Source organism: Streptomyces sp. NPDC058001, from assembly GCF_042886315.1.
In the GTDB taxonomy this organism is placed as follows: Bacteria; Actinomycetota; Actinomycetes; order Streptomycetales; family Streptomycetaceae; genus Streptomyces.
In genome coordinates, this window is record NZ_JBHVQT010000006.1 from 325,432 (window position 1) to 344,788 (window position 19,357).

Below are 19,357 nucleotides of genomic sequence, written 5' to 3' on the forward strand. Positions count from 1 at the left end.
TGAAACTGTGGACTCGAAAACACCGGTCTGCAATTCTCCAACAACTGAACGCAAGAACCTGAGCCTCCGGATCTAGCAGCCATGGACAGGGGAAGCATGAGAAGACATCGTCGGCGATGGCGGACACTGGCCGCCCTCCTCACCGCCGCCCTCGTGATGATCGGACTCCCGGCCCTGACCGCTTCGGCGGCCGGGGGTCCGAACCTCGCCGCCGGCAAGACGGGCAAGGCGAGCAGCGCGAAGGCCGACTACGGCGCGGCGAACATCACGGACGGCAACGCGTCGTCGTACTGGGAGAGTTCGGGCTCGGACTTCCCGCATTGGGTGCAGGCCGACCTCGGCGCGAGCACGCGCGTGGACGAGGTCGTCCTGAAGCTCCCGGGCTCCTGGGAGAGCCGTTCGCAGACGCTGTCCTTACAGGGCAGCAGCGACGGCACCGGATTCGACACCATCAAGACCTCGGCCGCGTACGCCTTCAGCCCGGGGTCGGCGAACACGGTCACGATCTCCTTCCCGGCGACGCAGACGCGCTACGTCCGGGTGAACATCACGGCCAACACCGGCTGGGGAGCCGCCCAGCTCTCGGAGTTGGAGGTGCACGGCGCGAGCGACTCCTCGGGCAACCTGGCCCGCGGCAAGACGTTCACGGCGAGCAGTTCCACCCAGACGTACATCCCGGCCAACGCCGGTGACGGCAACAGCTCCAGCTACTGGGAGAGCGCCAACGGCAGCCTCCCGCAGTGGATCCAGTCCGACCTGGGCGCGTCCCTGCGCGTGGACAAGGTCGTCCTGCGGCTCCCGGCCGGCTGGGAAACCCGGACCCAGACCCTGAAGATCCAGGGCAGCACCAACGGGACGGACTTCGCCGACCTCGTCGCCTCGAAGGGGTACGAGTTCAGCGCGGCGAACGACCAGTCGGCGACGGTGTCCTTCGACGCCACCACCACGCGGTACGTACGCGTCCTGGTCAGCGCCAACACGGGCCGCCCTGCCGGGCAGTTGTCCGAGCTGGAGGTCTACGGTCCCACCACCGGCGACACCCAGGCGCCGACCGCGCCCGGCTCGCTGGCGTACACGGAACCCGCGACGGGCCAGATCAAGCTGACCTGGACGGCGTCCACGGACAACGTGAAGGTCACCGCGTACGACATCTACGCGAACGGGGTGCTGCGTTCAACAGTCGACGGCGCCGTCACCACCTACACCGACACCCGGCCCGCGTCGGAGACGGTGGCGTACTACGTGCGCGCGAAGGACGCGGCGGGCAACCAGTCCGCGAACAGCAACACCGTGACCAGGAACGGTGATTCGGGCGACACGCAGGCGCCGACCGCGCCGGGCAACGTCGCCTTCACGGAGGCGGTGGCCGGTCAGGTCAAGCTGACCTGGCAGGCGTCGACCGACAACGTGAAGGTCACCGGCTACGACATCTACGCCAACGGGACGCTCCTGAAGAGTGTCGCGGGCGATGTCACCACGTACACGGACCCCCAGCCGTCGTCGGCCACGGTGACGTACTACGTGCGGGCCAAGGACGCGGCGGGCAACCAGTCCGCGAACAGCAACACCGTGACCCGCAACGGCTCCACGAGCGAGGACGTCAACCTCGCCGTGGGCAAGGCGATCAGCGCGTCCTCGACGGTGTTCACCTTTGTCGCCACGAACGCCAACGACGGTCTGACGAGCACCTACTGGGAGGGCGCCGGCGGCAGCTACCCCAACACGCTGACGGTGAAGCTGGGCGCGAACGCGGACATCAACACCGTGGTCGTCAAGCTGAACCCGGACGCCGCGTGGAGCCAGCGCACGCAGACGTTCCAGGTGCTCGGCCGTGAGCAGAAGGCCACCGACTTCACCAGTCTGGTGGCGGGCAAGGACTACACGTTCAACCCGTCGAGCGGGAACACCGTGTCGATCCCCGTGACCGCCCGGGTCGCGGACGTCCAACTCAAGTTCACCGCCAACACCGGTGCCCCGGCCGGTCAGGTCGCGGAGTTCCAGGTACTCGGCACCCCCGCGCCGAACCCCGATCTGGTCGTCACCTCGGTCACCTCCGCGCCCGCGGACCCGGTCGAGTCCGACCCGATCAGCCTCACCGCGACGGTCCGCAACTCCGGCAACGCCGCGTCCGAGGCCACCGATGTGGCGTTCCAACTCGGCGGCACCAAGGTCGGCACCGCTGCCGTGGGCGCGCTCGCGGCCGGTGAGTCCAAGACCGTCACGGCCGACATCGGCGCCAAGGACGCCGGGACGTACCAGGTCGGTGCCGTGGTCGACCCGGACAACAAGGTCATCGAGCAGAACGACGGCAACAACAGCTACACCAGCCCGACGGCGCTGGTCGTCAAGCCGGTGTCCAGCTCGGACCTGGTGGCGTCGGCGGTGAACTGGTCACCGAGCGCCCCGGCCGGGGGCGACACGGTCACGTTCTCCGTGGTCCTGAAGAACCAGGGCACCATCGCGTCGGCGGGCGGCAGTCACGGCATCACGCTGACGGTCCTCGACGCGAACGGCTCCACGGTCCGCACCCTCACCGGCTCGTACGACGGGTCGCTGGCGGCCGGGGCGAGTTCGAGCGCGATCAACCTCGGTACCTGGCCGGCGGTGAACGGCAAGTTCACGGTGAAGACCGTGATCGCCGCCGATGCCAACGAGGTCCCGGTCAAGCGCGAGAACAACACCGCGTCGAAGCCGCTGTTCGTCGGGCGGGGCGCGAGCATGCCGTTCGACATGTACGAGGCCGAGGACGGTGTCGTCGGCGGTGGCGCCAGGACCGTCGGGCCCAACCGGACGATCGGTGACATCGCGGGCGAGGCATCGGGCCGTAAGGCGGTCAGCCTCGACAACACCGGCAACTATGTGGAGTTCACGGCCAAGGCCAGCACGAACACGCTGGTGACCCGGTTCTCCATCCCGGACTCGGCGGGCGGCGGCGGCACCAACGCGACGCTGAACGTCTATGTCGACGGCACCTTCCTCAAGGCCATCGACCTCACGTCCAAGTACGCGTGGCTGTACGGCAATGAGGCGGGTCCGGGCAACTCGCCGGGCGCGGGCGACCCCCGTCATATCTATGACGAGGCGAACATCATGCTCGGCAGGACGGTCCCGGCGGGCAGCAAGATCCGGCTCCAGAAGGACGCGGCGAACACCTCCAAGTACGCGATCGACTTCGTCAGCCTGGAGCAGGTCTCCGCGGTCGCGAACCCGGACCCGGCGACGTACACCGTGCCGACCGGTTTCTCGCACCAGGACGTGCAGAACGCGCTCGACAAGGTCCGTATGGACACCACGGGCAAGCTGGTCGGCGTCTATCTGCCGGCCGGTGACTACGAGACGTCCAGCAAGTTCCAGGTCTACGGCAAGGCGGTCCAGGTGGTCGGGGCCGGGCCCTGGTTCACCCGGTTCCACGCGCCGTCGTCGCAGGACAACACGGACATCGGGTTCCGCGCCGAGAACACGGCGAAGGGCTCGTCGTTCTCGAACTTCGCGTACTTCGGCAACTACACGTCCCGTATCGACGGACCGGGGAAGGTGTTCGACTTCTCCAACGTCTCCGACATCACCATCGACAACATCTGGAACGAGCACATGGTGTGCCTCTACTGGGGGGCCAACACCGACAACATCACCATCAAGAACTCCCGTATCCGCAACATGTTCGCCGACGGCGTCAACATGACCAACGGCTCCACCGACAACCACGTCGTCAACAACGAGGCCAGGGCGACCGGCGACGACAGCTTCGCGCTGTTCTCGGCGATCGACGCGGGCGGCGCGGACGAGAAGAACAACGTCTACGAGAACCTGACCACGATCCTGACCTGGCGTGCCGCGGGAATCGCCGTCTACGGCGGTTACAACAACACCTTCCGCAACATCCATATCGCGGACACCCTGGTCTACTCCGGAATCACCGTCAGCTCCCTGGACTTCGGCTATCCGATGAACGGCTTCGGCACCGAACCGACGACGCTGGAGAACATCTCCATCGTCCGCGCGGGCGGCCATTTCTGGGGCGGGCAGACCTTCCCCGGTATCTGGATGTTCTCCGCGTCGAAGGTGTTCCAGGGCATCCGCGTCAACAACGTCGACATCGTCGATCCGACGTACAGCGGGATCATGTTCCAGACCAACTATGTGGGAGGACAGCCACAGTTCCCGATCAAGGACACGATCCTCACGGACGTCACGATCACCGGAGCGCACAAGAGCGGCGACGCGTACGACGCGAAGTCGGGCTTCGGGCTCTGGGCGAACGAGATGCCCGAGGCGGGGCAGGGTCCCGCGGTCGGTGAAGTCACCTTCCACAACCTGAAGATGAGCGACAACGCGCAGGACGTGAAGAACACGACGTCCACGTTCAAGATCAACCAACTGCCGTAAGGCGACCGCTCACCGGGGCGGGCGACGGGGACACTTCCCGCCGCCCGCCCCTCGGCGTCCCCTTGGTTTCCCGCGGCGCTGCGCCGTTCGGGACCGCTCACATGCCCGAGCCGAGAATCGGATATAGGGTTTATTTCGGGCCGACCGGAAAGACGAACGGGTCGGCGCCCAGCCCAGACCGGCGCAAGCCGCCCGCTCGGAAAGGGTTCCATGCACCCTGCACTCACCCCCGCCGTTCTCGCCCGACTGCGCGCACCGCGCCCGTACCCCGCGGTCTCCCTGGTGATGCCGACGCATCGCCGTGAGCCGGACAACGCGCAGGACCCCGTACGGCTGCGCAATCTGCTGGCCGAGGCGAAGGAGCGGCTGCGGGCCGATCCCGCCGTCACCCGCGAACGGCGCGCCGACGTCGAGGAGCAGCTCGACCGCGCGCACACCGAGGTCGACCTCGCGCATGTCGAGGACGGACTCGCGATCTTCGCCGCGCCCGGTGAACACCACGTGTGGTACCTGGGCCGCACCGCGCCCGAGCGTGTGGTACTCGCCGACACCTTCCTGACCCGCAATCTCGTCGCCGCGCGCGAGGCCGAGCGGCCCTACTGGGTGATGGCGGTCTCGGCGAACCGTGTCTCGCTCTGGAACGGCGGCCCGGAGCGGGTCACCGAGGTGTACAAGGGCGGCTTCCCGCTGACGCGCAGCCTGACGGCGCAGGACGTGGAGCGCGAGGAGCGGATCGGCGATGTGCCGAGCACCTTCACCGACGAGGCGACCCGGCAGTTCCTGCGCGGCGCCGACGAGGCGATGCGCCATGTCCTCGCGGCGGCGCCCCGGCCCCTGTACGTGGCCGGTGAGGCGGCCGCGCTCTCGCTGCTCGACGACGCCGGCACGGTCGCCCGGGACGCCTCGCGGGTCCCGCACGGCGGGCTCGCGGACGGCCCCGCCGACGTGGTGTGGCAGGCCGTCCGCCCGTTCCGCGCCGTGCATCAGGAGGCCGAGATCGGCGCCCTGCTCCAGGAGTTGGACAAGGCCAGGGGGCGCCGGGACTTCGCCGCCGGGGTCGACGAGGTGTGGCAGAGCGCGCTCGGCGGCCGGGTCGGCACACTCGCCGTCGAGGAGAACTACCGCACGACGGTACGGGACGACGGCGAGCATCTCGTCCCCGCCGAGTCCGGTGATCTGGACGCCCGCGAGGACCTGGTGGACGAGATCGTGGAACGCTCCCTGGACACCGACGCGAAGGTCCGCTTCGTCCCGGACGGCACCCTGGCCGAGCAGAACCACATCGCCGCGGTGCTGCGGTACTGAGCCGCGGTGACGCGGTACGTGGATCGGTACTGGGGAAGGGCCCCGCGACCCGTGCGCGGGGCCGGTTCCTCACTCCCCCTCGAACGCCTTCCGCAGCGGTGCGATGTCCAGTTTGGTCATCGTGAGCATGGCCCGGGTCGCACGGGCCGCCTTCTCCTGGTCGGGGCTGCCGATCATGGACATCAGCTCCTTGGGGATGACCTGCCAGGAGAGGCCGAACTTGTCCTTCAGCCAGCCGCACTGACTGGGGCTGCCGCCCTCGATGAGCCGGTTCCAGTAGTAGTCGACCTCGTCCTGGTCCTCGCAGTGGATCTGGAACGAGATCGCCTCGTCGAAGGTGAACTGCGGTCCGCCGTTCAGCCCCACGAATTTCTGGCCGTTGATCTTGAACTCGACGGCGATGACCGACCCCGCAGGACCCGGCCCCGCCTCGGTGTACCGGCCGATCGAGCCCAGTTCGGCGTCCTTGAAGATCGAGATGTAGTGGTTCGCCGCCTCCTCGGCCTGACCGTCGAACCACAGGCAAGTGGTGAGTGGCTCGCTGCTCATGGGTGCCTCCCTGCACGCGCGCGAATGCTTACCGGTACGACCGATGCTGCTCCGGAAACTCATCGCTCGCGCGCCGGGCGGATTCCCCCCGGTCACGGCGCCCCCGCTTCCCCGGTCACGGCATCCCGCGTACCTCGCGGGACCGCCGTGCGAAGAAGGCACGTTCCGCCGCGTTCCCGGTCCGCTCAAGGGCCGCCTGGTACGCCTCGGCCGCCTCGTCGGGCCGGTCCAGGCGACGGAGCAGATCGGCCCGTACGGCGTGGAAGGCGTGGTAGCCGTCAAGGGCGAGGGCGTCCACGCGCGCGAGGGCGGCCTCGGGACCCTCGACCTCGGCGAGGACGACGGCCCGGTTGAGGTCGACCACGGGGCTCGGCGCGATCGCCGCCAAATGGTCGTAGAGCTGAAGGATCTGGCCCCAGTCGGTGGCGTCGGCGCGCGCGGCGTCGCTGTGCACCGCGTTGATCGCCGCCTGGATCTGGTACGAGCCCGGCCGGCCCCTGCGCAGACAGTCGCGTACCAGCTCCTGGCCCTCGGCGATCAGCGCACGGTCCCAGCGGTCCCGGTCCTGGTCGCCGAGGAGCACCAGCTCACCGTCGGGCCCGGTGCGGGCGGCGCGCCGGGACTCGATCAGGAGCATCAGCGCGAGCAGCCCGGCGGCCTCGGGTTCGTCGGGCATCAGCTCGGTGAGCAGCCGCCCGAGCCGGATCGCCTCCGCGCACAGGTCCGCGCGCACCCAGTCGGCGCCCGACCCGGCCGCGTACCCCTCGTTGAAGATCAGGTAGACGACGGCGAGGACCGGGCGCAGCCGGTCGGGAAGGTCCGCGTCGCGCGGGACGCGGTACGGGATGCCGGCGGCGCGGATCTTGTTCTTGGCGCGTACCAGGCGCTGGGCCATGGTCGTCTCGGGGACCAGGAAGGCGCGGGCGATCTCCGGCGTGGTGAGTCCGCCGAGGAGGCGCAGGGTCAGCGCGATCTGGGCCCCGGGGGCCAGTGCCGGGTGGCAGCAGGTGAAGATCAGCCGGAGCCGTTCGTCGCGCACGGGGCCCTCCTCGGCCGGTGCGTCGGGCGCGAGGAGCAGCGCCGCCTGGGCGTGCCGGTCGGCGCGCGACGCCTCTTTGCGGACGCGGTCGACGGCGCTGTTGCGCGCGGTGGTGATGATCCAGCCGGCGGGGCTCGGCGGTGTCCCCTCGGTGGGCCAGCGGTCCAGGGCCTTGGTGAAGGCGTCTGCACCGCTTCCTCGGCGAGGTCGATGTCCCCGAACACCCGGACCAGGACGGCCACCGCGCGCCCGTACGCCGCGCGGAAGACGCGTTCGACGTGCGCGGTGGCCGGGGCCGGGGCCGGGGTCATCAGTCGTCGGAGGTGTCGTCGGAGGCGTCGTAGAAGGGACGGACCTCGATCGGCAGGGTGGTGGCCCTGGCCGTCTTCTCGCCCCAGGCGAGCGCCGCGTCGAGATCGGGCGCCTGGATGATGGTGAACCCGCCGAGATACTCCTTGCTCTCGGTGTACGGGCCGTCGGTGACCAGGGCGTCGCCGTCCTTGATCCGGATGACGGTCGCCGTGTCCGGGGAGTGCAGCCCACCGGCGAACACCCAGGCACCGGCGGCCTTGAGTTCCTGGTGCAGGGCTTCGACGTTCCGCATGATCCCGTCCAGGATCTCGGGCGCGGGCCGCTCGCCGGGGGGCTGCATCACACTGAGCAGGTACTGCTTCATGACCGGTTCCTCCTTGGTACCGCCGTTCGCCGCCGGCCTTCTCGCCGGCTGCTCACTCTCTGAACGAACGGCATCCGCCCGAATCGACATCCGAAGCGGCGGCACAGGAGAATTCTCAGTCCTGGATCACCGCGATGGCCCCCACCGGGCACACCCGGACGGCCTCACGAACCATCGGGTCGCCGGCTCCGTCCTCGCTGCCCGGCAGCAGTTCGCTGAAGCCGTCGTCGTCCTGGGTGAACACATCCGGCGCCGCGAGGGCGCACTGTCCCGCGCCGACGCAGCTGTCCCTGTCGATGTCGATCCGCATGGTCCCGTCCTTCCTCACCAGGTCACCGGCAGTTCGAGCATGCCCTGGATCGAGTCGCCCGGCTTGAACGGGATCTCGTCGGCGGGCGCCGCGAGCCGCAGCCCCGGCAACCGCGCGAACAGGGTCCGTAGGGCGATGTCCATCTCGGCGCGGGCCAGGTTCTGGCCCAGGCACTGGTGGACCCCGAAGCCGAACGCGATATGGCGACGGGACGTGCGGTGCCAGTCCAGGGCGTCGGGCTCGGGGAAGGCGGCGGTGTCCCGGTTGATGACGGACGTCGAGAAGAGGACGCCCTCGCCGGCCCTGATCGTCGTCCCGGCCAGTTCGATGTCCTCGGTGGCCACCCGCGCGAGCCCGTCGGCGATCGACAGGAACCGCAGCAGCTCCTCGACGGCGGCGGACATCAGGGACTCATCGGCACGGAGTTCGGCGAACTGCTCGGGGTGGCGCAGCAGTGTGAAGGTGCCGAGCGAGATCATGTTCGCGGTGGTCTCGTGCCCGGCGACCAGCAGGATCGTGGCGAGCGCGACCAGTTCCTCGCGGTCGAAGGTTCCCTCCGCGATCTGGCGTGCGATCAGCTCGTCGAGCAGTCCGTCCCCCGGGTCCTTCCGCTTCCGGTCGATCAGGCCGCCCAGATAGGCGTCGAGGCGGAGGCGCGCCTCTTCGGCGTCGGCGACCTGCGGGCCGCGCAGCAGCCGCCGCGACTGCTCCTCGAAGAAGTCGTGGTCGGCGTAGGGCACACCGAGCAGCGCGCAGATCACCATGGACGGCACGGGCAGCGCGAACGCGTTCACGAGGTCCGCTGGCGGCCCCTGGGCCTCCATGGCGTCGAGGAGCCGGTCCACGGTCTGCTGGATACGCGGGCGCAGCGTGTCGACCCGTTTCACGGTGAAGCTCGGGATGAGCATGCTCCGCTGGGTGCGGTGCTCGGCCCCGTCGACGCCGAGGAGCGCGGCGCGGCGGTCGCGGAACGCGGCGATGCGCGCGTTCGTCAGGGGGAATCCGTCGCGTACGCGGTCGCTGGACAGCCGGGTGTCGACGAGGAGTTCACGGGCCGCCGTGTGTCCGGTGACGACCCACACCTCCCGGCCGTCGTAGAGCGAGATCCGGGTCAGCGGCCGGTCGGCGCGCAGCGGGTCATAGGCGGTGGGCGGGTGGTAGGGGCAGGTGCGGTCCTGGGGGAAGGCGACGGGATCGGTCATCGAGCACCTCGCGGGGGTGGGTGTCGGCCTGACGATCTTCATTAGATGCCTCGGGCAACATGGAGGCCACGTCGAGTTCGGCCAGACCGGTCATATGGCGCATCTGGCCGATCCCCACCGCCCACCACCACCGCCGCGCCGGACCCGCCCTGGTCAGCGGAGTGCGCCCCGGCGCCGGGTGCCGGCGCGCGGCGCCCCGCGTCCGGAAGCGGCACCCTCCCGTCCGGATGTCCGGCTCCAATTCGACCGCGAACTCCTGTACGGGCCACGCGTATCGGCCCGGCATCCCCTCCGTGCGGCCGGTCGGCCCGCTCAGCCGATCGGCTCCGGCATCGGCACCACGTCGTAGGCGAGCCGGATCGTGTCCCCCGTCGCCGGGTCCGCCAGTTCGACGCGCCAGCGCTCGGCGAACTGGTCGACGCCTTCGGCCATCGGGATGGTCCCGGAGATCAGGACGGTGCCGGGCGCCAGATCGCCCCGGGCGCGCAGCACCTCGGTCCAGTAGCCGGGCGTCAGCAGTTCGGCGAGGGTGCCGTGCTGGATCTCGGTCTCCTCACCCCGGTGTGTGACCCAGGCCCGCAGGGTCAGTGTGTCGAGCCGGTCCTCGACCTCGGCCAGGCGCCAGGCGCGGCGGGCGAGCACGTCGGGGCCCGCGTTCTTGCTCCAGGCGACCCCGTGCACCTCCAGGTCGCGGTCGGTGTGGTCGCAGGCGGCGGTCAGCAGGAGGTCTCCGTCGTCGGCGACGACCAGGGCCCACTCCGCCTCGCCCGAGGTGCGGCCGTGCTGCGCGGCGACCCGCTCGGTCTGTTGCGCGAGATAGGGCGATACGGGGTAGAGGGCGGGGGTCACCGAGGGCGCGGGAACGCCCAGTTCCGCCAGTTCGGCGACATGGGCGGCCACGTCCTCCTGACCGCGCCCGGCGTACCCGGCGTTGAGCAGGCGTACGACATCGACATCGCGCGTGGAGCCGTCGGGGAGTTCGAAGGTCAGCGTGGCCATGGCATCTCCAGAAGAGGGTGTCATCAACAGAAGTGGGTTTCGAAGCGGTTAACATCCGGCGCGGGGGTTGCGCATACGACCTGTATACAAGAAGTATGCCGAAAGGTCGATGTCCCCCAGGCAAGGAACGGGAAGCATGCAGCACACCCCACAGGGCGGCTGCGATACACCGGCTCCTCGCTCGCGTACACCCTGGCCGGGATCATCGGCGGTGCCGTGGCGCCGCTGCTGTTCACCGCGCTGCTCGGCACCTTCCACAGTTGGGTGCCGCTCGCGCTGTACCTCGCCGTGGCCGCCGCGGTCACCGTCGTGGGCCTGTGCCTGGGGCGGGACGCCGACCACGCCGAGGAGGAGGACGCCCGGCTCGTGGGCGCCACCGCCGAGGGCACGGACAGCAACACCGGAACCCCCGCGCCGTAGCCGCTACAGAACCCCAAGTCCCCTCACCGGAAGGCCGTTCCCCGTGCGTATCGCCCTCAGTCAGCTCACCACAGGACCCGAACCGGCGCGGAATCTCGAACTGCTCGCGGAGGAGACGGCGCGTGCCGCGTCGGCCGGCGCCCGGATCGTGGTGTTCCCGGAGGCGTCGATGGCCTGCTTCCGCACACCGCTCGCGCCCGTCGCCGAACCGCTCGACGGCCCCTGGGCGACGGCGGTGCGCGCCCTGGCCGCCGACGCCGGGATCGTCGTGGTCGCGGGCATGTTCACCCCGGCACCCGGCGGGCGCGTGGCCAACACCCTGCTCGCCACCGGACCGGGCGTCGACACGGCGTACGACAAGATCCATCTGTACGACGCCTTCGGATACCGCGAGTCCGACTCCGTCGCGGCGGGCTCGCGGGTCACCACGATCGACGTGGACGGCGTCCGGCTCGGCCTCGCGACCTGCTACGACGTCCGCTTCCCCGAACTGTTCCGCGCGCACGCGGACGCCGGGGCCGTGGCGACCCTGCTCGCCGCGTCCTGGGGTGCCGGTCCCGGCAAGCGCGAGCACTGGGAACTCCTCGTCCGCGCACGGGCGTTGGACGCGACCGTATGGGTCGCCGCCGTCGGCCAGGCGGACCCGGCGGCGACGGAATCGGCCACGGGTGCGGCGCCGCACGGGTCCGCGCCGACCGGGATCGGGCACAGCGCGGTCGTCGGCCCCGACGGAACGGTGCGCGACCGGCTCGGCGCCGGGCCGGGGCTGCTCGTCGCCGACCTGGACCTGACCGAGGTGGCATCGGTCCGCGAGAAGATCCCCGTACTGGCCAACCGCCGGCTCGGCGACGGAACGGGCATGGAGAAGGGAGCACGGGCATGAGCAAGCCGGAACTGGAGTTCCATCACCCGGCCGGGGAGTGGACGGCGCCCGAGGGCGCGGGCCCCGGTGTCCGTGAGCGGGTACTCGCCGACGACGGATCGGGGCTGCGGACCACCGCGCTGGTGCGGTGGGAGCCCGGTACCGACACCTCGGCGCAGGGCGTGGCGCGGCACGACTTCTGGGAGGAGGTCTATCTCGTCGCGGGCTCGCTGCACGACCTGACGCTGGACCGCACCTTCACGCGGGGCTCGTACGCGTGCCGCCCGCCCGGCATGCCGCACGGCCCGTGGACGTCCCAGGAGGGCGTCACGATGCTGGTGTTCACCTACCCGGCCACCGACACCGACGGTTAGCCCGCGAGCAGCACCTTCAGTGTCGACTCCAGGTGGCTGTCGATCGCGGCGCGCGCCGCGCCGGGGTCACCGGCGGTGAGGGCGTCCAGGATGGCCCGGTGCTCGTGGAGCACCGCCTCCTGGCGTCCGTGGCCGCTGTACAGCGCGACGACACCGGCCCGAACCTGGCGGCTGCGCAGCCCGTCGTAGTGCCGGTCGAGCAGGGAATTGCCCACGGCCGAGACGAGCGTGGCGTGGAAGAGGTGGTCCACCGCGATGAACTCCCGCGCCTGGTCGGGGCCGGTGAGAGCGCGCTGCCGGTCCAGGAGGTCGCCCAGTTCCTTCACGGGCGCCCGGCCCGAACCGATCGCGTGCTCGGCCGCGTACCGCTCCACCAGGCCGCGCAGCTCCATCAGTTCGCTGATCTCGCGGCCGGACAGGGCGGCGACCCGCGCGCCCCGCTTGGGCACCAGTTGGACCAGGTCCTCGGCAGCGAGGAGGAGCAGGGCCTCGCGGATCGGGGTGCGGGAGACTCCGATGCGGTCGGCGATCTCCTGCTCGGAGAGGAACTCCCCCGACATCGCGGGGTCCGTGAGCACGGTCTCCTTGAGGTACGCGTACGCCTTCTCGCGACCGGACGTCACGGCTACCCCCAAGAGATCGCATACAGCTCGTATACGGAGCTATGGAAAAGTTACCACCGCCCGGCGCCCTCGCAGGAGCCCCCTTGTCCGACGCCGGTCCCGGCTGACCGATGACGCCACGGGGGCCGGGACCCGCCCCGTAGCATTGGGGAGGAGACAGTGGGGGACGAAGGGAAGACACGGTGACAGTCCCGGCTCACGCGCTCAACGACGGCACCCGACTCCCCGGCCTCGGTCTGGGCACGTATCCGATGGACGACGCCGAAGCGGAGAGCGCGGTCGCCGGAGCGCTGGACATCGGGTACCGGCTGATCGACACGGCGACCAACTACCGCAACGAGACGGGCACCGGACGCGGCATCGCCCGCAGCTCCGTCCCCCGCGAGGAAATCGTCGTCACGACGAAACTCCCCGGCCGCGACCACGGGTACGAGCAGACGCTCGCGTCCTTCGAAGGATCCCGGCAGCGTCTCGGCCTGGAGTACGTGGACCTGTATCTCATCCACTGGCCGCTGCCGCGCGTGGACCGGTACGTGACGTCCTGGCGGGCGATGATCAAGCTCAGGGACGAGGGTCTGGTCCGCTCGATCGGCGTCTCCAACTTCACCGAATCCCATATCGAGCGTCTGGAGAGCGAGACCGGCGTCCTGCCCTCGGTCAACCAGATCGAGATGCACCCCCTGCTCCCCCAGGAAGCGCTGCGCGCCTTCCACCGCGCGCGGGGCATCGCCACCGAGAGCTGGAGCCCGCTCGGCCGAGGCAGTGCCCTGCTGGACGACCCGGCGATCACGGCGGTCGCCAAGACGCATGACGTGACACCCGCACAGGCCGTGCTGCGCTGGCACACCCAGCTCGGTGCCGTACCGATCCCGAAGTCGTCCGATCCGGGGCGTCAGCGGGACAACCTCGACGTGTTCGGCTTCGAGCTGACGCCGGACGAGCTGGCGTCGATCGCCCACCGGCCGCGGCACCGGCTCGGCGGGGATCCGGAGCGCCACGAGGAGTTCTGACCCGAGGATCCGAGACAAGGATCCGACCCGAGGAGGGAAGCGGACGGTGGACGAGGACGAGGACCGGCGGCTGCGGGAGATCATCCCGGACATCTCGCGGATCTCGGTCGCCCTGCTGCGCAAGGTGGTCGGTCTCCATCCGGCCGAGCGGATCCCGGAGGAGGCCCTGACCGTCGCCGACGAGGTCCTGGAGGAGTACGGCACGGACGGGCTGCGGGTCCTGGTGATGAGCCTCGCGGGATGGGCGGCCGTCGAGATCGAGCGGGACGCCCAGACCACCGGGCGGACCCATGAGGCGCTCCTCGACGACATGGATCTCACCCGCCTGGAGGCCAACCCCGACGACTGAAGGCCACCGGCGGCCAAGGGCCACGTACCACCGAGGGCTACGTACGACCGAGCCCCGGCGTCACCGGCGTTCCGCGACCACCAGCCGGGCGCGCGGGCTGCCGTCCGGGCGGCGGCCCAGCTCCGGAAGGGCGTACAGCTCCACGGCGAAGCCCGCGCGGGACAGCTCCTCCTGGACGTCGGCGAGGCGGAACACCCGGTAGTACATGACGAACGGGGGCCGCCACACGGCGTTGCGCACCCGCATCGCGGAGTCGAAGCCGAGCAGGACCCAGTAGCCGGCGGAGCCCGGACGCGGCGGCGCCATGATCGGGAACGCGAACCGGCCGCCCGGCCGCAGCACCCCGTGGACTTCCGCGAACAGCGCGGGCCTTTCACGGGGCAGGAAGTGCCCGAAGGCGCCGAAGCTGACGACCAGGTCGAAGACGGGGCCGAACGGCAGCGACAGCGCGTCCGCGCGCACCCAGTCGGTCGGCGGTCCGGGCGCCGTACCTTCGCCAAGGTCATCACCGGCACCGGACTTCAGGTGCCCCTCGCGGCCCACATCGAGCATGCCCGCGCTGATGTCGACGCCGACGACCCGCTCCCGGCACACCTCGCGCAGCACGCCGAGTCCCGCGCCCGTCCCGCAGCACAGGTCGAGCCCCCGGTCGAAGGGGCCGAGCCGGGCGAGGAGCGGCCCGACCGGGTCCAGGATGTCGTCCGGCGTGCGGAACGGTGTGTGGTCGAACTTCGGGGCCAGCAGGTCGTAGCCGTGCTCGACGGACGACAGCGCCTGCACGGCGAGTTCGCGGAAGGTGGGGCCCTCGGGGGTGAACATCACGCTCAGCATAGGCCGTCGCGCCGCCGTGGCTCCGGCCCCGTCCGGGCGGCGCCCTCTCCCCCGTCAGCCGGAGTCCCGTACCAGGTCGTCGGCGGTGAGCGTGGCGGGGCTCGCGTGCCCGGAGAGTGCGAGGGTGAGGTCGAACTCGGCGAGCAGACAGCGGATGACGTGGTCGACGCCCGCCTGACCGTCGAGGCCGAGCCCGTACGCGTACGGGCGGCCGACGAGGACCGCGCGGGCGCCCAGCGCGAGGGCCTTGACCATGTCGTCGCCGGTGCGCACACCGCTGTCGAACAGGACGGCGAGCCGGTCCCCGGCGGCCTCCACCACACCCGGCAGCGCGTCGGCGGCGCCGATGGCCCCGGCGACCTGCCGGCCGCCGTGGTTGGACACGACGACGCCGTCCATGCCCGCGGCGGCGGCGCGGCGGGCGTCGTCGGGGTGCAGAACGCCCTTGAGCACGATCGGACCGTCCCAGTGCTCCCGTAGGAAGCCCAGGTCGGGCCAGGTCTTCGACGGATCGGCGAACATGCCGACGAAGTGCAGGACGGCCGCGTTCGGGTCCTCGTGCACCGGCTTGGCGAGACCGGCCTGGAACGCCGGGTCGGTGAAGTAGTTGGCGGTGCCCACACCGTGCAGGAACGGCAGATACGCCTGGTCGAGATCGCGGGGCCGCCAGGCCAGGATCGGGGTGTCGAGGGTGACGAACAGGGCCGTGTACCCGGCGGCCTTGGCGCGCGCCAGGAAACTCTTGGTCACCTCGCGGTCCTTGGCCCAGTACAGCTGGAACCAGCGCTCCGCGTCGCCCATCGCCTCGGCGACCTGCTCCAGCGGGGTACTCGACGCGGACGACAGGATGTACGGCACCCCGCGCGCCGCGGCGGCGCGGGCCGCGGCCGGCTCGGCGTCCGGGTGCATGATCGACAGAACGCCGACCGGCGCCAGGGCCAGCGGCGCGGGCAGCGTACGGCCCAGGACGTCGACGGACAGGTCGCGTTCGTGGACGTCGCGCAGCACCCGCGGCACGATCCGCAGCCGGTCCAGGGCGGCCCGATTGGCGCGCGCGGTGCTGCCGTTGCCCGCGGAGCCCGCGACATAGCCGACGGCTCCCGGGCCGAGCCGTCGCTCCGTCAGTTCCTCAAGGCGGGACAGATCGGTGGGGAGCCTGGGCACCGCGCCCGTCATACCGTTCAGATAGATCTCGTACTGGAAGTCAGCCCAGTGCGTGGTCATTCGCCGGTTCCGCCTCTCGCCCGTGAGATCGCGCTGCAACGGCACGATCCTGACGAGTGCGGACCGGAACGTCCAGCACGGGCCGCCCGGACAGCGCGGTGCCGGTCCCGATCCGGCGCATCGGAGCGTCCTGTCGGCGCCGGGCGGCCGTCCGTACCAGAGTGGGCCCTGCGATGCCGGTCGGTGAGCGTGACGGGGTGCGACGGAATGCCTGAACGGATGCGGGACGTACGAGGCGCGATGGCCGCTCCGGTGGCCGATCTGGTGAGGCGGCGGCGCGAGCCGGTGGTGGTGCAGACCCTGCGGTCCACGGCGGCGGCCACGATCGCGTATGTCGTCGCACTCCAGCTCAGCAACGAGACCGCGCCGCTGACCGCGCCCCTGACGGCGCTGCTCGTGGTGCAGGTGACGCTGTACAACACCCTCACGACGGGGATCCGCCGGGTGAACTCGGTGGTCGTCGGGGTGCTCATCGCGATCGGGTTCAGTGCCCTGGTGGGGCTGAGCTGGTGGAGCCTCGGGCTGATCATCCTGGCGTCGCTCACGGTCGGACAGTTCGTCCGTGTCGGCGAGTTCGTGCCCGAGGTGGCGATCAGCGCGATGCTCGTGCTCGGCGTGACCCGGGTCGGCGACACGGCGTGGGACCGGGTGCTGGAGACAGTGATCGGCGCGGTCGTGGGGCTGCTGTTCAACTTCGTGCTCGCGCCGCCCGTCTGGATCGACACGGCGGGCGAGTCCATCGAGGGCCTGGCCCGCCGGATGCGGCAACTGCTGTTGCGCAGCGGGGAACAGCTCACCGCGCGCACCCCGCCCGAGAAGGCGGCGGAACAGTTGCACGAGGCGCGGCAGCTCGACAACGACATCGTCGAGGTGGACGCGGCGCTGCGGCAGGCCGAGGACAGCCTCAGGCTCAACCCCCGGGTCCGCGAGGGCCTGTTGAACCGGATCCTGCTGCGCACCGGTCTCGACACGCTGGAGATCTGCACGGTCGTCCTGCGGGTCCTGGCCCGTACCCTCACGGATCTCGCGAAGGAACGCGCCGGGGAGCCGATGTTCCCGCAGGAGGAGGGCGTGGCGCTCCAGGAACTCCTGGGGCATGTCGCGGACGCGGTGGTCAGCTTCGCGGTACTGGTGACGACTCAGGTCAGCGCCAACGCCGACGCGGCCGAGGAGCGTCTCGCGGAGCAGCTGAGGGCGGCGGGCGTGAGCCGCGACCACGCGGCGCGGCTCCTGCTCGACGGAGTACGGCGTGACCCCCGCGACTGGCAGTTGCACGGCGCGCTGCTGACAGAGGTGAACCGGATCCTGGACGAGTTGGACATGGAGCACCGGGGACGGCGCCTGATGGAGGAGCTGGACCGGGGTACCCGGGAGCAACTCGGGCCGCGTGCCTGGCTGGACCGGCTGCGGGAGCGGCTCACGCCGGGCAACAGCCGCTGACGACGGCCGGGAGCTGGCCTGCGGGTCAGCGGGTCAGCGGGTCAACGGGTCAACGGGCGAGTCGGCCGAGGAGCGAGGAGGCCGCCGTGATCCCGACGATCGCGGCGAACACCAGCACCCCGTAGTCCAGGGCGAGATGCGAGGGGGTGCCGAGGAGCAGTCCGCGCAACGCGTCGACCTGGTAACTCAGCGGATTGGCCTTGCTGATGGCCTGGAGCCAGCCCGGCATGATCGCCACCGGGTAGAGGGCGTTGGAGGCGAAGAAGAGCGGCATGGTGATGGCCTGTCCGATGCCCATCAGCCGGTCGCGGGTGAGCACGATGCCCGCGATCGTCATCGACAGACAGGAGAAGAACACCGATCCGAGGATCACGGCGACGGCGACTCCCAGGAGCCGCAGCGGGTTCCAGGTCATGGCGACACCGAGCAGCGCCGCGATGACGATGACGACGACCGCCTGGATCAGCGCCTTGACGCCCGCGGCGAACGACTTGCCGGTGATCAGGGCGGACCGTGGTGTGGGCGTGACCAGGAGCTTGGTGAGGATCCCGGCGTCCCGCTCCCAAATGATCATGATGCCGTAGAAGATGGCGATGAACATCGCGGACTGGGCGATGATGCCGGGCGCGAGGTAGTCGATGTACGGGATGCCGCCGGTGGGTATCGCGTGGATCCGGGTGAAGGTCTCGCCGAAGATCAGCAGCCAGAGCGCGGGCTGCACGGCCCGGGTGTACAGCTCGGTCCGGTCGTGGCGCAGCTTCTGGAGTTCGACGACGCACATCGCGACGACCCTGGCAGGCAGCACGCGCCAGCCGGTACGCGGGCTGGGCGGAGATACCAGCAGGTCAAGGCCGCGCGGGTGGGTGGCGTCAGCCGACGCGGGTCGCTGTACGACGGGTGCTTCGGACATCGCGGAAGTCTCCTGACTGGTCGTCGAGGCCGCTGCCCGCGATGTCCCGGAAGACGTCTTCGAGCGTCGGCAACTCGTCGGTCGTGGCCTCCCCCGCGGCGCCGCGCCGCTCCTTCAGGCCCGTCCGCAGTTCGGCGGAGGTGCCCAGGGCACGGACGCGCCCGCGGTGCATCAGGGCGACCCGGTCGCAGTACTGGTCGGCCTCGTCCATGTAGTGCGTGGTGACGAGGACGGTCATGCCGGTGGCGGCCCGTACGGCGTTGATGTGCTCCCACACGCTGGTACGGGCGATGGGGTCGAGGCCGATCGTGGGCTCGTCGAGTATCAGCAGCCGGGGGGCGCTGACCAGGGCCTGGGCCAGTTCGAGGCGGCGGATCATGCCACCGGAGTAGGTCTTGGCGAGCCGGTCGGCGGATTCGGTGAGGTCGACGGCCTCCAGGGCCTGGGCGACCCGCTCGGCACGCTCGCGCCGTGACACGTCGAAGACCCGGGCGAACAGGGTCACGTTCTCGCGTCCGGTGAGCCCGGCGTCCGCCGACAACTGCTGGGGCACATACCCCAGGAGCCGCCGTACGGGCATCCGCTCCTTGCTGGGGTCGTGGCCGAACACCCGCACCATGCCCGCCGGGACGGGCAGCAGGGTGGTGATGCAGCGGATCGCGGTGGTCTTGCCCGCGCCGTTGGGCCCGAGCAGCCCGAACACCTCGCCCTCGGCGACGTGGAGGTCCAGGCCGTCCACGGCGACGGTCTCGCCGAAGGCGTACCGGAGGCCGACGCAGGTGACCGCGCCGGGTTCCGCGGGGGCGGTGGCGTCCGTGCCGGCTGTGGCGTCCATGGCGGCTGTGGTG

General features: G+C 70.5%; 18 protein-coding genes and 1 pseudogene. 8 read left to right on the forward strand and 11 right to left on the reverse strand.

Translation table 11 applies throughout. From position 1 onward, the window contains the following. Positions 1–96 precede the first annotated feature (96 nt). Together ACFVT5_RS16970 and ACFVT5_RS16975 are read left to right on the forward strand one after the other, a co-directional pair. Positions 97–4,386 carry a discoidin domain-containing protein gene (locus tag ACFVT5_RS16970; RefSeq protein WP_389887485.1) on the forward strand — a complete coding sequence of 1,430 codons (4,290 nt, stop codon included), beginning with the start codon at positions 97–99 and terminating at the stop codon, positions 4,384–4,386. A gap of 210 nt (positions 4,387–4,596) precedes the next feature. Next, entirely contained in the window at positions 4,597–5,691 is a 1,095-nt protein-coding gene (locus ACFVT5_RS16975; protein WP_389887487.1) for a chemotaxis protein, read from the forward strand. A gap of 69 nt (positions 5,692–5,760) precedes the next feature. Here the strand turns inward: ACFVT5_RS16975 and ACFVT5_RS16980 are convergent, their stop codons facing one another. The 6 genes and pseudogenes from ACFVT5_RS16980 to ACFVT5_RS17005 form a co-directional block, all read right to left on the reverse strand. Beyond that, positions 5,761–6,240, reverse strand: coding sequence for a VOC family protein (locus ACFVT5_RS16980; protein ID WP_389887490.1), 480 nt, complete (start codon positions 6,238–6,240; stop codon positions 5,761–5,763). A gap of 115 nt (positions 6,241–6,355) precedes the next feature. Beyond that, a pseudogene (locus tag ACFVT5_RS16985) lies at positions 6,356–7,590 on the reverse strand (RNA polymerase sigma factor). Next, a complete protein-coding gene (locus ACFVT5_RS16990) occupies positions 7,590–7,955 on the reverse strand; it encodes a YciI family protein (protein ID WP_389887493.1) in 366 nt (121 codons plus the stop codon). Before ACFVT5_RS16990 ends, ACFVT5_RS16985 begins: the two are co-directional and overlap by 1 nt. Before the next feature lie 115 nt (positions 7,956–8,070). Then, positions 8,071–8,265 carry a ferredoxin gene (locus tag ACFVT5_RS16995; protein WP_389887496.1) on the reverse strand — a complete coding sequence of 65 codons (195 nt, stop codon included), beginning with the start codon at positions 8,263–8,265 and terminating at the stop codon, positions 8,071–8,073. Positions 8,266–8,279: 14 nt separating this feature from the next. Next, positions 8,280–9,467: a cytochrome P450 gene (locus ACFVT5_RS17000; protein ID WP_389887499.1), complete on the reverse strand. Its 1,188-nt coding sequence runs from the start codon at positions 9,465–9,467 to the stop codon at positions 8,280–8,282. Positions 9,468–9,779: 312 nt separating this feature from the next. After that, positions 9,780–10,466 carry a DUF2848 domain-containing protein gene (locus ACFVT5_RS17005; RefSeq protein ID WP_389887502.1) on the reverse strand — a complete coding sequence of 229 codons (687 nt, stop codon included), beginning with the start codon at positions 10,464–10,466 and terminating at the stop codon, positions 9,780–9,782. A gap of 216 nt (positions 10,467–10,682) precedes the next feature. Between ACFVT5_RS17005 and ACFVT5_RS17010 the strand changes: the two genes are divergently transcribed. From ACFVT5_RS17010 to ACFVT5_RS17020, 3 genes are read left to right on the forward strand one after another with little or no spacing between them, the layout of a single operon-like run. Continuing rightward, positions 10,683–10,886 carry a hypothetical protein gene (locus tag ACFVT5_RS17010; protein WP_389887504.1) on the forward strand — a complete coding sequence of 68 codons (204 nt, stop codon included), beginning with the start codon at positions 10,683–10,685 and terminating at the stop codon, positions 10,884–10,886. Between the two features lie 43 nt (positions 10,887–10,929). Then, complete coding sequence (locus ACFVT5_RS17015) at positions 10,930–11,769, forward strand: carbon-nitrogen hydrolase family protein (RefSeq protein WP_389887507.1); 840 nt, start codon at positions 10,930–10,932, stop codon at positions 11,767–11,769. After that, entirely contained in the window at positions 11,766–12,122 is a 357-nt protein-coding gene (locus tag ACFVT5_RS17020; protein WP_389887509.1) for a cupin domain-containing protein, read from the forward strand. Before ACFVT5_RS17015 ends, ACFVT5_RS17020 begins: the two co-directional genes overlap by 4 nt. Here the strand turns inward: ACFVT5_RS17020 and ACFVT5_RS17025 are convergent. After that, the gene (locus tag ACFVT5_RS17025; protein WP_389887512.1) at positions 12,119–12,745 is read right to left on the reverse strand and encodes a GntR family transcriptional regulator; all 627 of its coding nucleotides are present in this window, start codon (positions 12,743–12,745) and stop codon (positions 12,119–12,121) included. The genes ACFVT5_RS17020 and ACFVT5_RS17025 overlap by 4 nt on opposite strands. Positions 12,746–12,927: 182 nt before the next feature. On the opposite strand from ACFVT5_RS17025, the gene ACFVT5_RS17030 reads away from it, so the two are divergent. Together ACFVT5_RS17030 and ACFVT5_RS17035 are read left to right on the forward strand one after the other, a co-directional pair. After that, positions 12,928–13,755, forward strand: coding sequence for an aldo/keto reductase (locus ACFVT5_RS17030; RefSeq protein ID WP_389887514.1), 828 nt, complete (start codon positions 12,928–12,930; stop codon positions 13,753–13,755). Positions 13,756–13,801: 46 nt separating this feature from the next. Continuing rightward, the gene (locus tag ACFVT5_RS17035; RefSeq protein ID WP_389887517.1) at positions 13,802–14,104 is read left to right on the forward strand and encodes a hypothetical protein; all 303 of its coding nucleotides are present in this window, start codon (positions 13,802–13,804) and stop codon (positions 14,102–14,104) included. A gap of 60 nt (positions 14,105–14,164) precedes the next feature. Here ACFVT5_RS17035 and ACFVT5_RS17040 read toward each other — a convergent pair whose 3' ends face one another. Both ACFVT5_RS17040 and ACFVT5_RS17045 read right to left on the reverse strand, forming a co-directional pair. Next, on the reverse strand, positions 14,165–14,923 hold the full coding sequence (locus ACFVT5_RS17040) for a class I SAM-dependent methyltransferase (protein WP_389887520.1): 759 nt from the start codon (positions 14,921–14,923) through the stop codon (positions 14,165–14,167). Between the two features lie 66 nt (positions 14,924–14,989). Continuing rightward, on the reverse strand, positions 14,990–16,159 hold the full coding sequence (locus tag ACFVT5_RS17045; RefSeq protein WP_389887523.1) for a lactate 2-monooxygenase: 1,170 nt from the start codon (positions 16,157–16,159) through the stop codon (positions 14,990–14,992). 207 nt (positions 16,160–16,366) lie between these two features. On the opposite strand from ACFVT5_RS17045, the gene ACFVT5_RS17050 reads away from it, so the two are divergent. Beyond that, entirely contained in the window at positions 16,367–17,599 is a 1,233-nt protein-coding gene (locus ACFVT5_RS17050; RefSeq protein ID WP_389887525.1) for an aromatic acid exporter family protein, read from the forward strand. Between the two features lie 49 nt (positions 17,600–17,648). On the opposite strand, the gene ACFVT5_RS17055 is transcribed toward ACFVT5_RS17050, so the two are convergent. Further along, positions 17,649–18,509 carry an ABC transporter permease gene (locus ACFVT5_RS17055; protein WP_389887528.1) on the reverse strand — a complete coding sequence of 287 codons (861 nt, stop codon included), beginning with the start codon at positions 18,507–18,509 and terminating at the stop codon, positions 17,649–17,651. Next, positions 18,469–19,344, reverse strand: coding sequence for an ABC transporter ATP-binding protein (locus tag ACFVT5_RS17060; RefSeq protein ID WP_389888177.1), 876 nt, complete (start codon positions 19,342–19,344; stop codon positions 18,469–18,471). Before ACFVT5_RS17060 ends, ACFVT5_RS17055 begins: the two co-directional genes overlap by 41 nt. Between the last annotated feature and the right edge of the window lie 13 nt (positions 19,345–19,357).